The sequence below is a fragment of the Neoroseomonas eburnea genome (assembly GCF_018129005.1).
Lineage (GTDB): Bacteria > Pseudomonadota > Alphaproteobacteria > Acetobacterales > Acetobacteraceae > Neoroseomonas > Neoroseomonas eburnea.
The window spans coordinates 1-14405 of record NZ_JAAEDL010000009.1 but is presented as its reverse complement, the minus strand read 5'-3'; the positions used below and the strand labels follow the sequence as shown (position 1 = coordinate 14405).

Below are 14405 nucleotides of genomic sequence, written 5' to 3'. Positions count from 1 at the left end.
TTTCGCCGTGCAGGGTGGCCCAGGACGGGCGACGCGAAAAGCCCGGCTGGCGCAAGGCGGGGTCGCACGGCAGGATGGCGGCAACGACAGGGAGGGAACGTCATGGACCGCAGGGTTTTCCTGGGTGGCGGGGCCGGCATGCTGCTGGCAGCGCCGGTCGTGTGGGGGCAGGAACGGTTCCCGGCACGGGCCGTGCGCGTGGTGGTGCCCTTCGCGCCGGGCGGGCCGACCGATGTCTTCGCGCGGCGCTTCGTGGACCGGCTGCAGCGCGCGCTTGGCCAGACGGTGGTGATCGAGAACAAGGCCGGCGCCGGCGGGATGATCGGGGCGCAGGATGTCGCGCGGTCGCGGCCGGACGGGTATTCGCTGATCTTCCATGCCTCGTCCTCGGCGGTGACCAGCCCGCTGGTGTACCGGCGGCCGCTCTACGACCCGGTGAAGGACTTCGAGCAGATCGCGCTGCTGGGCGTGGTGCCCTTCGTGCTCGGCGTGGGACCGCAGACGGGGGCGCGCACGACCGCGGAGCTGGTGGCGAAGCTGCGGGAGCAGCCCGGCCGGCTGTCCTACGGCTCCTCGGGCGTCGGGACGTCGAACCACCTGGCGGGCGCGCTGTTCCTGGCGCGTGCGGGGGACCTGCGGGCCGAGCACATCCCCTATCGCGGCAGCGGGCCGGCGATCCAGGACCTTGTCGCCGGCACCACGGCCTTCCAGGTGGATACCTTCGGCACGCTGCACGGGCTGCACAGGGACGGGCGCATCCGCATCACCGCCGTGATGCATCCGGCGCGCAGCGCCGTGGACCGCGACATCCCGACGCTCGCCGAACAGGGCATTGCCGGGGCGGAGGCCAGCACCTTCAACATCCTCGCCGCCCCGGCCGGAACGCCGCGGGAGGTGCTGGCGGTGCTCTCGGACGCCACGCGGCGCGTCATGGCGGACGGCGAGTTCCAGGCCGAGCTGCTGTCGATCGGCATCGAGCCGGTGGCCGACAGCGGGCCGGAGCAGACCCTGCGCTTCCTGTCCGGGGAGGTGACGAAGTGGCGCGCTGTGGTGCAGGCGGCGGGCGTTTCGATCGAGTGACCTGCGTGGTGGACGCGGCGGGCCAAGCCGTGCTGCGGTGCGCGCCATGATCCGCCGCGCGCTCCTGACCGCCCTGCTCGCCCTGCCGCTGCCCGCCCTGGCGCAGACCGGGCCTTCCTTCGACTGCGCCCGCGCCCGCGCCTGGGACGAACGCAACATCTGCGCCTTCGGCGATCTCGCCGCGCTGGACCGCCAGATCGCCGCGGCCTGGCGCGCGGTGAACGAGCGCGCCCCGGAACAGGACCGCGCGCGGCTCCAGGCCGAACAGCGCGCCTGGCTCGGCGAGCGGCGCGCCTGCCAGGGGCCGGTGGAGCGCGAGGCCGTGTCCTGCCTGCGACGGACGATGCGGGCACGGGCGCGGGACCTGGAGGCGATGGCCCAGGCGGCGCCGGGGGGCGGGTCCTCGGCGAGTTCCTCCGCCGTGCCGACGGCCAAGCCGGCGGCGGCGCCGACACCGCCGCAGACCGTGCTGCGCGCGGCGGATTGCGCATCGCCCGCCGGATGGGCGGCGCAGCGCATCTGCACCGTGCAGGGGATGCGGGAACTCGACGCCGCGGTGGTGCAGGAAGCGCAGACGGCGCGGGCGCGCTTCGCGGCGCAGCCGGCGGTGCTGGCGGAGATCGAGGCAGCGCTCGCGCGCTACGTCACGCAGCGCGAGGCCTGCGCGCGCGCCCTCGGCCGCATCCCGGTGGACTGCCTGCAGGAGACGATGGAGGACATGCGGACGGCGCTGCGGCGCCGCCTCGCGGTCGCCTCCGCGACGACGCGCGGAGGCTGAGCGGTCAGTCCTCCCGCAGGGCTCGGCGCAGCTCGAACTTCTGGATCTTGCCGGTGGCGGTCTTGGGCAGCTCGCCGAAGGTGACGTGCCGCGGCGCCTTGAAATGCGCGAGGTTCGCGCGGCAATGCGCGATGATGTCCGCTTCCGTCACGCGAGCGCCGGGCTTCAGCGTGACGAAGGCGTGCGGCACCTCGCCCCATGTCGGGTCGGGGTGGGCGACGACGGCGGCTTCCATCACATCCGGGTGGCGGTAGAGCGCTTCTTCCACCTCCAGGCTGCTGATGTTCTCGCCGCCGGAGATGACGATGTCCTTGGCGCGGTCCTTCACCTCGATGTAGCCGTCGGGGTGCAGCACACCGAGGTCCCCGGTGCGGAACCAGCCATCGACGAAGGCGGCCGCATTCGCACGCGGATTGCGCAGGTAGCCCTTCATCACCGTGTTGCCGCGCAGGGCGATTTCCCCGAGCGTCGCGCCGTCCGCCGGCACGCGCGCGCCGGTCGCCTGGTCGAGCACCGTCGCGTCTTCCAGCGTGGGCAGCGGCACGCCCTGGCGCGCCATGAAGGCGGCCTTCTCCGGCAAGGCGAGGTTCGCCAGTTCCGGCTGCCAGGCGCACAGCAGCGACGGGCCGTAGCATTCCGTCAGGCCATAGAGATGGGTGACGTCGAAGCCGAGTCCCTCCATCGCGGCGATGACAGGGGAGGGCGGCGCGGCCCCGCCGGTGGCGATGCCGACCCGGTGCGGAAAGGCTCGGCGCTGGTCCGCCGGCGCGTGGATCAGCATCGTCAGCACGACGGGCGCGGCGCAGAGATGCGTGACACCGTGTTCCGCGATCAGCGCGAAGATGCGCACCGGTTCGACGCGGCGCAGGCAGACATGCGTGCCGCCCTGCAGTGTGACCGCCCAAGTGTAGGTCCAGCCATTGCAGTGGAACATCGGCAGCGTCCAGAGATAGACGCTGCGTGGCGTCAGCGCGAAGGCCAGCGCATTGCCGCAGGCATTCAGGTAGGCGCCGCGGTGATGCACCACCACGCCCTTGGGATCGCCCGTGGTGCCGGAGGTGTAGGAGAGCGAGATCGCCTGCCATTCATCGGGCGGCGGCGCCACCGGGAAGCCTGCGTCGCCGCTGGCGATGAACTCCTCGTAGGGGGTGGCGTCGATCGCGGCGCCGCCGGGGCCTTCCGGATCGTCCACGATGACGACGTGCGGCGGTTTCTCGGCGCCGTCCAGCGCCGCCGCGGCCAATGCGGCGAATTCCCGGTCCAGCAGCAGCACCTTCGCGCCGGAATGGCCGAGGATGAAGCGCACCGTCGGCGCATCCAGCCGCGTGTTGATCGGGCACAGCACGGCATGCGCCATCGGCACCGCCATGTGCGCTTCCAGCATCTCCGGGATGTTCGGCAGCAGGGCGGCGACGACATCGCCCGGCGCGACGCCCGCCCGGCGCAGCGCGGAGGCAAGCCGCCGGCAGCGCTCGAGATACTGCGCATAGGTCAGGCGCCGCGCGCCGTGGATGATCGCGGTGCGGTCCGGCCAGATGCGCGCAGCCCGGGGGAGGAAGGAGACCGGCGAGAGCGGGACGTGGTTGGCCGCCGATTTCGGCAGGTCGTCTTCCATCCGGTTCATCCCTTGCCGAGGGCGCGCGGCGCGCTGACGGCGCAGCGCGCGCGCGTGATGTCGTCCAGCAGCGCTGCGGCCTCGGCATGGCCGGCCGCGCCGGGGTCGAAGCGGCCGGCGCGAATGGCGGCGGCGAAGGCGCGCGGGTCGCCGGCGAGCGCGGCCATGCGCGCGACCGCTTCGGCTTCCCAGGCGGAATCCTGCGCGGCCTCGCGCGAGGCGATCGCGATGGCGTTCGCGACCATGCGCGCCGCGAAGGCCTTCTCCGCGGGGAGCGCCGGCAGCAGCTCGTCCAGCAGCACCGCCCGCGCGGTCGCGAGCAGGTCGGGGCCTTCCGGCGGTTCACGCAGCATTGCGGGCTTCCACCATGCGCAGGATCTCCCATTCCAGCCCGGGCACGATGTGGCCGGTCAGCGCCAGTTCCAGGTTGCGCTCGACGCCGGAGATGTGCCGTTCCGCCTGGTCCACCGCGATCGAGGCCCAGCGGATATGGGCGGCGAGTTCCCACCAGCGCACGCGCGCATCGTCGACGCCGCCATGGCCTTCATACAGCGCCGCGCGCGGGCCGATGCCGCCGGCCTCCTGCGCGTCATTGCCGAAGCGCCAGCACTTCGCGCAGAGCCAGCCGAGATCGGCATGCGGGTCCGACCACAGGGCGAATTCCCAGTCGAGCACCGCGGTCACGCCGCGCTCGTCCAGCATGATGTTGCCGGTGCGGAAGTCGTTGTGGACCAGCACGGCGGGGACCGGCGGGGGCGCGGTGCGCTCGAGATGCCGCAGGCCCCATTCCAGCACGGGCCGCGCATGGCGCTGGCGGTCGAGCGCTGAACGCTGGTCGGCCACGAAGGCGAGGCAGGGGTCGGCGGGCGGTTCGCCGAGGAACCGCAGATCCTCGCGCGGCGGCCGGATGGTGTGGATGCGCGCGAGTTCCCGCCCGAGGGCGCGCACGCAGGCTTCCCGCCCGCCGCCGAAGGTTTCGCCCTTCACCACGCGATGCGCCGCGGCGGTGCCGGCCACGCGCCGCATGACGAAGAAGGGCGCGCCGACGATCGAAGGATCCTCGCACAGGAACAGCGGCTCCGGCACCGTCACGCCGGCCGCGTGCGCGGCGCGCAGCAGCGCGTATTCCTGCGCGCGGCCATGCGAGACGGCGAGCGTCGCCGCATTGTCCGTCCGCAGCACCCAGGACCGCTCGCCGGAGACATCGAGCGCCCAGTTCTGCTGGATGGCGCCGCCCGAAAGCAGCGTCATCCCCCCGATCGCCAGCGCCGCATCGCCGGAGGCGGCGCGCAGCCATTCCGTCAGCCGGGCGCGGCGGGCGTCATCCATGCCGGGCCTTGCCCGCGACATCTGGCTGGCCCCAGGCGAAGAAGCCGTCGCCTTCGGTGCGCAGCACATTCGCCAGCACCATGCGGTGCACTTCGGAGGCACCGTCGACCAGCCGCGCCTGGCGGGCGTAGCGGTAGATCCACTCGATCACGGTGTCCTTCGAATAGCCGCGTGCGCCGAGAAGCTGCAGCGCCGTGTCCACGGATTTCTGCAGCGCGTCGGCGACGACGATCTTGGCCATCGACACCTCCTTGCGCGCGAAGGAGCCCTGGTCGAGCGCCCAGGCGGCCTTCATGGTCAGCAGGCGGCCGATCTCGATCTCCATCGCCGCCTGGCCCACCAGGCCCTGCACGCTTTCGCGGTCGATCAGCTTCGCCCCGAATGATTCGCGCTGCTTGATGCGCGCCATGGCGATCTCGAGCGAACGCCGCGCCAGGCCGAGCCAGCGCATGCAATGCGTCAGCCGCGCCACGCCGAGGCGCATCTGCGTCAGCTTCAGCCCGTCGCCGACGCCGAGCAGCCGCTGGGAATCCGGCACTTCCAGCCCGTCGAACTCCAGCTCGCAATGCCCGCCATGCTCCTCAGGCCCCATGATCGGGATGCGGCGGAGGATCTTCCAGCCCGGCGTGTCGGCATCGAACAGGAAGGCGGACAGGCCCTTGCGGTCATCGTCGGAGGTGCGCGCGATGATGATGAAGACCTTGGCGTTGCCCGCGCCGGTGATGAAGTGCTTGCGGCCGGTGATGCGCCAGCGGTCGTTGCCGACGCGCTCGGCCTTCGTGTAGGTCAGGTTGGGGTCGGAGCCGCAGCCGTCCGGCTCGGTCATCGCGAAGGCCGACTGCACGGCGCCGTCCACGATGGGCCGCAGCCAGCGTTCCTTCATCGCTTCCGGCAACACCTTGTCGAGGATCATCATGTTGCCGTCGTCGGGTGCGGCGCTGTTGAACACGACGGGGCCGAAGATGGATCGGTTCATCTCCTCGTAGCAGGCGGCCATGCCGATGCGCGGCAGTTCCATCCCGCCCAGGCGCTTCGGCATCTGCAAGGCCCAGAGACCTTCGGCCTTCGCCTGCCGGCGCATGTCCGTCAGGACGTGCGGCGCGATGTTGTCGTGCTCGTCGTAGTTGGCGCGGTCGGATTCCAGCGGGATCAGCCGCTCGTCGACGAAGCGTCGCACCCTGACGCGGACGTCCTCGATCTCGGGGGGGAGCACGAAATCCATGGGGCGGGATCCTAGAGCGGGTTGACCGAGTGGCCGCCATCCACCGTCAGCGTCGCCCCCGTCATGTGGGCACCCGCGGCGGAGGCGAGCAGCAGAAGCGGACCGGTGAGGTCGTCCGGGTTGCCCAGCCGGCGCTGCGGCACGCGCCGGATCATCGCCTGGCCGGGTTCGGAGGCGAAGAACTCGCGATTGAGGTCGGTGGCGAGGTAGCCCGGCGCCAGCGCGTTCACGCGGATCGAATGCCGTGCGAGCTCAACCGCCATCTGCCGCGTCAGGTGCAGCAGCCCGGCCTTGGCGGCCGTATAGCCCGCGACGCCCGGGATCACGCGCTTCCCCAGCACCGAGGCGATGTTGATGATCGACCCCGGCAGCTTCGCCGCGGCCAGGCGCTTCGCCGCTTCCTGGCCGACCAGGAAGCAGCCGCGCAGGTTCACGGCCATGACGCCGTCCCAGTCCTCGATGCCCTGCTGCAGCAGCGGCCTGGTCACCGCGATGCCGGCATTGTTGACGATGATGTCGCACGGCCCGCCGAGGGCGGCTTCGGCGGCGTCGAAGGCGGCGGGGATGGTGGCGGGGTCGGTCACGTCCAGCGGCACCGCCGCCGCACCTTCGCCGAGCTTCGCCGCCAGCGCCGTGACGGCCTCCATGCGCCGGGCCGCGAGCGCCACCCGCGCCCCCGCCCCGTGCAGCACCCGGGCGAAATGCGAACCGAGCACGCCCGAGGCCCCGGTCACGAAGGCCCGCCGCCCTTGCAGCGAAAACAGCCCGGCGATGTCCACGCCCGTCTCCTTCCCTTGCTTGCCCCGAGGGGTGCCACCCGTTGCGCCCGCCGGCAAGCCCCGCGATGCTGCCCGGCACCGCAGGAGACACCCGATGACGGCAAGGACGGCGCTGGTGACGGGCGCGCAGCAGGGCATCGGCGCCGCCGCGGCGCGGGCCTTCGCCGTCGCCGGCTACGACGTGGCGGTGAACTGGCTGGACGACCTCGCCGCGGCCGAGGCGGTCGCCGCCGACATCCGCGCCGCCGGCCGCCGCGCCGTGATGGTCCAGGGCGATGTCGGCACCGCGGCGTCCTGCGCCGCGCTGGTGCAGGCTGCGATCGAAGGGCTCGGCCGGCTCGACGTGCTGGTCAACAATGCCGGCATCTTTCCGCGCGTGCCCTTCCTCGACATGACCGAAGCGGAATGGGACCGCGTGCTGGACGTGAACCTGAAGGGCAGCGCCTTCTGCGCCCAGGCGGCGGCGCGCCACATGGTCGCGACCGGCACGAAGGGGGTGATCCTGAACCTCTCCTCCTCCTCGGTGCGCGGCGCCGTGCTCGGCGTGCACTATTCCGCCACCAAGACGGGCGTCATCGGCATCACCCGGTCGATGGCGCTGGCGCTGGCGCCGCATGGCATCCGCGTGAACGCGATCGCCCCGGGCCTGACCGACACGGCACAGCCGCGCCACGGCAACACGGAGGCGGAACTGGCCGAGATGGCGAAGGCCATGCCGCTCGGGCGGATGGGGCGGCCGGAGGAGATCGCGGGGTTGATGGCCTATCTCGCCTCGGACGCCGCCGAGTGGATCACCGGGCAGGTCTACCACATCAATGGCGGCGTCTACCTCGCCTGAAGGAGCGGGCTGGACCGCGCCGCCGCCGCGCGGCAGGATTCATTGCCCCACGACGGAGATCCCCATGCGCGCCCTGACGCTTGCCGTGCTTCTCGCGGTGGCGGCGATGCCGGCCGCCGCCCAGCCCGAGCCCGGCGACGCGCGCGCCGGCCTGCGCCTTGCTGCCACCTGGTGCGCGAACTGCCACCAGGTCGCGCCGGGCGGGCCGGGACCCTCCACGGATGCGGCGCCGACCTTCCGCTCCATCGCGCGGATGACCTCCACCACCTCCATGTCGCTGCGCGCCTTTCTCCAGACTCCCCACCCGAGCATGCCGGACTACCGGCTGACGCGGGAGGAACTGGACGACGTGGTCGCCTACCTGATCTCCCTGAAGCGCTGAGAGACCGTTTGGAAAGTCCGGCACCGGCCCGCACCCCCACCCGGCCACCCATTCCAGCATACTGACATGGGTGGGGCCCGGGCCGCTGCCGGACCCGGAAACGCGCCGCGAGGTGCGTTTCCGGACGGGCTCTGAGCACCCGGTCTGGCGGGATCCCGCGGTCCGCGCTACGCAAAGCGCAGATCATTGGGGGAAAACGCCAGGTGTCCGCTGCCGCTGACCGCTTCCGCATCGCCTACCTGATCCGGGTGCCGCACCAGTCCTTCCTCGATACCGCGGCGCAGGATCCGCGGCTCGAGGTGGTGCGCATGACGCTCGACGAGGGCGAGGAGGCGGCGCTGAAGCTGCTCTCCACCTGCCAGGGCTACTACGTGAAGGCGTCGCGGGATGAGCTGCCGAAGCCCTTCCATGTCAACGACACGTTGCTGGCGCGGCTGCCGAATCTGCTGATGGCGGCCTCCCAGGGCGCGGGGTACGACACCATCGATCCCGCCGCCTGCACCCGCGCCGGTGTGCTGCTGGTCAACCAGGCCGGCGGCAATGCGGAAGCGGTGGCGGAACACGCCGTCGGCATGATGCTCGCGCTGCTCAAGCGCTTCCCGGAATGCCACGCGGCCATGCGCGAGGGCCGGGCGCAGCGGCGCGAGGAGTTCATGGGCCGCAACCTCTACGGCAAGACGGTCGGCCTCGTCGGCATCGGCAATGTCGGCACCCGCACGGCCGGCATCCTCAACGCCGCCTTCCATTGCCGCGTGCTGGCCTACGATCCCTATGTGGATGCCGCGACGGTCGCCGACCGCGGCGCGGAGAAGGTGGACGACTTGCGGAAGATGCTCGCCGAATGCGACGTCGTCTCCCTGCACTGCCCGCTGACGCCGGAAAGCCGCGCCATGATGGCGGCCGACGCCTTCGCGGTGATGAAGCCCGGCTCGGTGCTCGTCACCACCGCGCGCGGCTCGATCCACGACGAGGGCGCGCTGCTCGCCGCGCTGAACTCCGGGCACATCGCCGGCGCCGGCCTCGACGTGTGGGAGCAGGAGCCGCCGCCGGCCGACCACCCGCTGCTGTCGCACCCGGCGGTGATCTGCACGCAGCACACGGCCGGCGTCACGCATGAAAGCCGCGCGATGATCACCCGCATTGCGGCCGAGGCCTTCTCCGCCTTCGCCGCCGGCCGCTTCCCGCCGCGCATCATCAACCCGGCGGTCAAGGCGCGTGTGGCGGAACGGTATCAGGCCGCGCTCGGGCGCCCCATCACGGACTAACCTCGCGCTGATCCGGCTTGGCGGCCGGGCGCGACGGCGGGAGGATGGCGGCGATGACCGCCACTCCGAGCCGCGCCCTGACCGTTGCCGTGCTGGGCACGACGCAGACCCTCTCCTGGGGATCCTCCTACTACCTGCCGGCCATCCTCGCCGCGCCGATCGCGGCGGAGTTCGGCATCTCCCGCGCCATGGTCTTCGGCATCTTCTCGTCGGCGCTGCTGCTGACGGCGGTGCTCGGGCCGGCGGCGGGCCGGGCGATCGACACGCGCGGCGGGCGGGACGTGCTCGCCGTCTCCAACCTGGTCTTCGCCGCCGGGCTGGCGCTGATGGGGCTGGCGCCCGGGCCGCTGGTCTTCGGCCTGGCCTGGGCGGTGATGGGCGTGGCCATGGCGATGGGCCTCTACGACGCCGCCTTCGCGGCCCTCGCCGCGCTCTACGGCAAGGAGGCGCGCAACAGCATCACCGGCATCACCCTGATCGCCGGCTTCGCCAGCACGGTGGGCTGGCCGATGACGGCGCTGATGGAGGCCGAATGGGGCTGGCGCGGCGCCTGCTTCGGCTGGGCGGCGCTGCAGCTCCTGCTCGGCCTGCCGCTCAACCGGCTGCTGATCCCGCGCGTGCCGCCGCCGGCGAAGGCCGCCGCGTCGGCCGCGAACGGAAACGGGCCGGCGCCCCGCCTCGCCGACATGGCGCTGCTGGCCTTCGTGCTCGCCACGGCGGGGTTCAGCGCCTCGGCACTCGGGGCGCATCTGCCGGGCGTGCTCCAGGCGACGGGGGCGACGGCGGCGGCGGCGGTGGCGGCCGGCGCGCTGCTCGGTCCCGCCCAGGTCGGCGCGCGCATTCTGGAATTCGGCTTCCTGCGCCGGATCAGCCCGCTGGTCTCCGCCCGCATCGCGGCGGCGGCGCATCCTGTCGCCGTCGCCGTGCTGCTTGCGGGCGGTGCGCCCATGGCGGCGGTCTTCGTGCTGATCCACGGGGCGGGCAACGGGATGCTCACCATCACGCGCGGCACGCTGCCGCTCGCGCTGTTCGGGCCGGTCGGCTACGGGCGGCGGCAGGGCCTGATCACCGCCCCGGCGCGGGCGGCGCAGGCACTCGCGCCCTTCGGCTTCGGGCTGCTGGTCGATGCCCATGGGGCGCAGGCGCTGTGGCTGACGGCGGGGCTGGGGATGATGGCGGTGGCGGCGCTGTTTCTGCTGCGGATGAAAGGTCGGGGGGAGTGAACTCCCCCCGATCCCCCCTCCTTCCTTGATTCCTTGGGAACTGACCGCCGCAGTCAGTTCCCGGGTCCCAAAGAAGGGAGGGGGTTCGGGGGAGGTTCACCCTCCCCCGGCCTTCACCGCGGCAGCGTCTCCACGAAGTACTCGAAATTGTCCGCGTTCTCCGCCGCCCGCATCCCGTCCTCCTTCGCGAGCGCCAGTGCCCCGTTCGGCCGGTAGACGTGGTCGCGCGTATTGGCCGCGATGTGCGTCGCCTCGTGGATCAGGATTCCCCAGCGCGAATCGGTGCCGTCCATCCGTGCCCGGAAGAAGGGCGGGCAGACGCCCAGCACCAGGTCCCGTTCGCGCGCATAGGCGAAGCGTCCACCCGGGCAGGAGGCAGGGTCGTTGCAGCGGATATCGAGCCCCTCGGTGCTCGCCAGCCGCTGCGCCGTCAGTTCCAGCGTGATGCGGATGCCCTTGCGCGGCGCGTCGCCGAACCAGCGGCGGATATGCGGGTGCTCCGGCTCCTCGCGCACCAGGCGGACGGCCTCGGCGATGCGGAGGCGCGCTTCCGCGAGGGCCTCGTCGAGCACCGGCCGGTGCTCGACCGTGCAGAGGGGGCCGGGAATATCGGCCGGGCCGCGTTCGAGCGGGGGCGGCTTGCTGGTGGGCAGTTCCACCTGCAGCACGCGCTCGTTGCGTTCGAGCGGCGGCGGCTTGTCGGTGGGCAGGTCGGCCAGGGCGGGGGCCGCGAGCAGCAGCAGCAGCGCGGCCGTGATCGGCCAGCGCGGCGTCGGCGGGGCGGTGGGCTTGCGGCGCATCGTCATTCCGCAGAGCAGCCGATCGCCGGCCGGTGCGCCATGAATCGCTTCACCCGCCGTCCCGCGGGCCGGCGGCCACGGCGCCGAGCCCCGCTTCGTCGAGCACGAACAGGTACGCCTTCTCGGTGTCGTAGGCGACGAGGTTGGCCGCGCGCCAGGCGTTCAGGATCGAGATGATGCTGCGCGTGGTCGCGCCCAGCAGGTCCGCGAGATCCCCCTGGCGGAACCGGGCGGCGAGCCGCACGCCCTTCTCGGTCTTCACGCTGTCGGCCTTGAGCAGGTAGAGCACCTGGCGCGCCAAGCGTACTTCGAGCGGCGCGAAGGTCGCATCCTGCAGCAGGCCGAAGGTGCGGCGCAGCCGGCCGGAGAGCAGCCGCGCCAGCGCAAGGCCGAGGCTGGGCTCGGTCTGCGCGGCCTCCAGGAAGGCGGCGGCGGGGATGCGCACGAGCTTCACTTCCCCGATCACCACCGCGTCCGCGCTGCGGGCGGCGCCGTCGAGCACGCCGATCTCGCCGAAGACGTCGCCGGTGCGGAAGACCTCGACCATCAGGCGCTTGGCGGCGGAATCGGGCGCGCCGACGCGCACGCGGCCACGGCCTTCGATCACCGCATAGACGGCGTCCGGCGGGTCGCCCTGGGTGAAGAGCGGCGCGCCGTCCGCGGGTGCGACCCTGCGTGCGCCCTCGGCTAGGCGGGCAAGGCCCGCCGGCGACAGGTCGCGAAACAGGGCGATGCGCCCGAGATCCTCGGCGAGGCGCGTGTCGCTCATGCCATCTCCTCCTCGGCGCCCGCGCGCCGCAGCGCGTAGAGCGGCAGTGACCCGAAGCCCTTCGCCGTCGGAATGCGGCCGGCATAGTCGCAGGCGAGGCCCGCGCCGCGCGGCAGCAGCGCCACCTCGCAGGCGAAGGCCTCGGTGGCGAAGATGCGGCCGGGCGGCGTGACCGGCTCGATGCGCGCGGCGCGCGTCATGGCCCGGCCGGAGAATTTTCCCGCCCGCTGCACGGCGTCGTAGACCGGCAGCAGCGGACCGAAATCGATCGCGAAGCGCGGGTGGATCGGCGGGGTCTGCGATTCCAGCGCGGCGCGCATGTCGAAGGCGCAGGCGGCGGCGGTGGTGACCTGCTCGAAGGCGACCTGCACCGCATCGCCCCAGGCATTGCGGTAAACCGACGGGTGGCGGTCGAGGGCCGCGCCCATGGCGATCAGCGGTCCTTCGTAGAAGCGCGCGAGGCCGGCATCGTCGAGTGCGCTGAAGCGCGGCAGGTCGCCGAACAGCACGGCCATGGGGCGGCGCTGCACCTCCGGCGGGCCATTGCCGTTGGCCGATCCGTTGCGCGGCCACGGCCAGCCGAGGTGGATCGACCGGCCGCCCGCGGCCGTCCAGGACTGCACGTCCGCCCCCGTCCCGGCGGCGCCGCGCGACGCCTGGCCGTCCCAGGCGGTGACCTGCACCGCGAGCCCGTCGCGATGGCGGGCATGCAGCCGTGCGAGGCCCATGGCCCGGCGCGCGGCCATGGCGAGATGCAGGTCGTCCCCGGCATAGGGCCGTTCGTCGAGCTGGATGATGCGCACCCGCGGCAGCAGGGCGCGGAAGCGCGGCACCCAGCGCTCGCCGGCGGGGGCGACGGAATCGGTCTCGTAGGTGACGGGGTCGCAGGGCAGCACGGCGGTCGGCACGATGCCGGCGCGCAGCAGCGCCTCGACGGCCAGGATGTCGAGCCCGGCGGCAAGGCCACCGAAGGCGGCGCCGACATGTTCCGCGGCGATGACCGCATCGAGCGCGGCGGCGAGCCCGGCCTCGGTCGCGGCGTCGTCCTGCCCTGGCTTCGGCATGTGGCCGGTGTAGTGCAGCACGGCGGGGACGCGCAGCGCGTCGACGAAGCCCGGCGCCAGGCCGAGCGCCGCCGCTTCCCGCCGCATCTGCCGCCTCGTGGTGGCGCGCGCGGACAGGTCGTTGCCGGCGCGCGCCTCCGCCTCCTCGAGCGCGCGCCGGGCCTCCATGGTGCGGCCGGCGAGCAGCAGGGCCTCGGCCTCGGTGGCGGCGGACCAGTAGTCGCCGGCGTCGCGGTGGCCTTGCAGCACCTGCTCGGCGATCGCGGCGGCGGTCTGGCGGTCGCCGCCCAGCAGGCCGAGCGCGGCCGCGTTCACCCCGTGCCAGCCGGCGCCGCCGCGGCGCCAGAGCACGTCGTAACGCCGCGCCGCTTCGGCCAGCAGGGGGCCGCGCACGGCGGCCGGCTGCTCGAAGGCGCGGTCCTTGATCAGGCGGGCGCCGAGGGCCGCGACCTCCGGGTCCGATTCGGCATCGAGGCGGAGGCGGTGGAAGAGGTCGAGCGCCATGCCCGTGGCCCCGGCCCGCGCGATGGTCAGCGTGGCGCGGTAGCGCAGCGCGACGTCGTCGGGCCGTTCGGCCAGCGCCGACATGGCGCGGTCATGGGCGGAAAAGAGAAGGCCCTCGGCCTCCAGTGCCAGGACCTCCGCGAGCGGTTCGGACATCGGCCCTCGGCCACGGGAAAGATACAAGTCTAGGTGTCCGGCGAAGGGCGGGCAACGTGGCGGTGATGCAATGGCGTCGCGGCGCGCGCTGTGCCAGAAACGATCACCCCGGACGCCGCCGATGCCGCACGATGTCTTCCTGAGCTACGCGTCTGCCGACCGCGCCGCGGCCGATGCCGTGTGCGTGGCGCTGGAGGCGCGCGGCATCCGCTGCTGGATGGCGCCGCGCAACGTGCCCGCCGGCGCCGATTGGGGCGAGGCGATCCTGACCGCGATCGGCCGCGCCCACGCCATGGTCCTGATCCTGTCGCGCAACACGGCGGGTTCCGTCCATGTCAGGAACGAGGTCGTCACCGCCGTGTCCCAGTCCCTCGCGCTGGTCCCGGTGCGGATCGAGGACTGCCAGCCGGGCGGCGCGCTGCGGCTGCATCTCGCGGGTTCCCACTGGCTGAACGTCTTCCCTCCGCCGATCGAGCAGCACGCGGACGCGCTGGCGGCCGGCGTGCGGCTGGCGCTGGCGGCCGACGCGACCATCGAGCTGCCGCGCGCGCAGGCGGCAGCCCTGGTGGCGGCGGCGCGGGCGGCCTCGGCCGGGCGGGTG

Annotated in this window: 15 protein-coding genes; 7 read left to right on the top strand and 8 right to left on the bottom strand. The window is 72.9% G+C overall.

Annotated features, from left to right (window positions below):
• Positions 1 to 102: 102 nt before the first annotated feature.
• Together GXW74_RS10815 and GXW74_RS10810 are read left to right on the top strand one after the other, a co-directional pair.
• The gene (locus GXW74_RS10815) at positions 103 to 1080 is read left to right on the top strand and encodes a Bug family tripartite tricarboxylate transporter substrate binding protein (protein WP_211846518.1); all 978 of its coding nucleotides are present in this window, start codon (positions 103 to 105) and stop codon (positions 1078 to 1080) included.
• Between the two features lie 46 nt (positions 1081 to 1126).
• Complete coding sequence (locus GXW74_RS10810) at positions 1127 to 1858, top strand: lysozyme inhibitor LprI family protein (protein ID WP_211846517.1); 732 nt, start codon at positions 1127 to 1129, stop codon at positions 1856 to 1858.
• 4 nt (positions 1859 to 1862) lie between these two features.
• On the opposite strand, the gene GXW74_RS10805 is transcribed toward GXW74_RS10810, so the two are convergent.
• Genes GXW74_RS10805 through GXW74_RS10785 form a run of 5 tightly spaced genes read right to left on the bottom strand, consistent with a single transcriptional unit; the run spans position 1863 to position 6803 of the window.
• Positions 1863 to 3473, bottom strand: coding sequence for a long-chain-fatty-acid--CoA ligase (locus GXW74_RS10805; protein ID WP_211846516.1), 1611 nt, complete (start codon positions 3471 to 3473; stop codon positions 1863 to 1865).
• A gap of 5 nt (positions 3474 to 3478) precedes the next feature.
• Positions 3479 to 3826, bottom strand: a complete 348-nt coding sequence (locus GXW74_RS10800; protein ID WP_211846515.1) for a DUF6285 domain-containing protein — start codon at positions 3824 to 3826, stop codon at positions 3479 to 3481.
• Entirely contained in the window at positions 3816 to 4802 is a 987-nt protein-coding gene (locus GXW74_RS10795) for a phosphotransferase family protein (RefSeq protein ID WP_211846514.1), read from the bottom strand. Before GXW74_RS10795 ends, GXW74_RS10800 begins: the two co-directional genes overlap by 11 nt.
• Positions 4795 to 6024, bottom strand: a complete 1230-nt coding sequence (locus GXW74_RS10790) for an acyl-CoA dehydrogenase family protein (protein ID WP_211846513.1) — start codon at positions 6022 to 6024, stop codon at positions 4795 to 4797. Before GXW74_RS10790 ends, GXW74_RS10795 begins: the two co-directional genes overlap by 8 nt.
• Positions 6025 to 6035: 11 nt before the next feature.
• On the bottom strand, positions 6036 to 6803 hold the full coding sequence (locus GXW74_RS10785; RefSeq protein ID WP_338148203.1) for an SDR family NAD(P)-dependent oxidoreductase: 768 nt from the start codon (positions 6801 to 6803) through the stop codon (positions 6036 to 6038).
• Between the two features lie 94 nt (positions 6804 to 6897).
• Between GXW74_RS10785 and GXW74_RS10780 the strand changes: the two genes are divergently transcribed.
• From GXW74_RS10780 to GXW74_RS10765, 4 genes are all read left to right on the top strand, one after another.
• The gene (locus GXW74_RS10780) at positions 6898 to 7641 is read left to right on the top strand and encodes an SDR family NAD(P)-dependent oxidoreductase (RefSeq protein WP_211846511.1); all 744 of its coding nucleotides are present in this window, start codon (positions 6898 to 6900) and stop codon (positions 7639 to 7641) included.
• A gap of 64 nt (positions 7642 to 7705) precedes the next feature.
• Positions 7706 to 8023 (top strand): c-type cytochrome, encoded by a 318-nt coding sequence (locus tag GXW74_RS10775; protein WP_211846510.1) that lies wholly within the window; start codon positions 7706 to 7708, stop codon positions 8021 to 8023.
• A gap of 203 nt (positions 8024 to 8226) precedes the next feature.
• Positions 8227 to 9288 (top strand): hydroxyacid dehydrogenase, encoded by a 1062-nt coding sequence (locus tag GXW74_RS10770; RefSeq protein WP_338148202.1) that lies wholly within the window; start codon positions 8227 to 8229, stop codon positions 9286 to 9288.
• A 53-nt stretch (positions 9289 to 9341) separates the two neighbouring features.
• Positions 9342 to 10511 carry an MFS transporter gene (locus GXW74_RS10765; RefSeq protein ID WP_211846509.1) on the top strand — a complete coding sequence of 390 codons (1170 nt, stop codon included), beginning with the start codon at positions 9342 to 9344 and terminating at the stop codon, positions 10509 to 10511.
• A 113-nt stretch (positions 10512 to 10624) separates the two neighbouring features.
• Here the strand turns inward: GXW74_RS10765 and GXW74_RS10760 are convergent, their stop codons facing one another.
• Genes GXW74_RS10760 through GXW74_RS10750 form a run of 3 tightly spaced genes read right to left on the bottom strand, consistent with a single transcriptional unit; the run spans position 10625 to position 13804 of the window.
• Positions 10625 to 11311: a M35 family metallopeptidase gene (locus GXW74_RS10760; protein ID WP_211846508.1), complete on the bottom strand. Its 687-nt coding sequence runs from the start codon at positions 11309 to 11311 to the stop codon at positions 10625 to 10627.
• Positions 11312 to 11360: 49 nt separating this feature from the next.
• The gene (locus GXW74_RS10755) at positions 11361 to 12080 is read right to left on the bottom strand and encodes a Crp/Fnr family transcriptional regulator (protein WP_211846507.1); all 720 of its coding nucleotides are present in this window, start codon (positions 12078 to 12080) and stop codon (positions 11361 to 11363) included.
• Positions 12077 to 13804 (bottom strand): tetratricopeptide repeat-containing protein, encoded by a 1728-nt coding sequence (locus tag GXW74_RS10750; protein ID WP_211846506.1) that lies wholly within the window; start codon positions 13802 to 13804, stop codon positions 12077 to 12079. Before GXW74_RS10750 ends, GXW74_RS10755 begins: the two co-directional genes overlap by 4 nt.
• A 121-nt stretch (positions 13805 to 13925) precedes the next feature.
• Between GXW74_RS10750 and GXW74_RS10745 the strand changes: the two genes are divergently transcribed.
• Positions 13926 to 14405 (top strand): toll/interleukin-1 receptor domain-containing protein (locus tag GXW74_RS10745; RefSeq protein WP_211846505.1); only part of this gene is annotated, 480 nt, incomplete at its 3' end.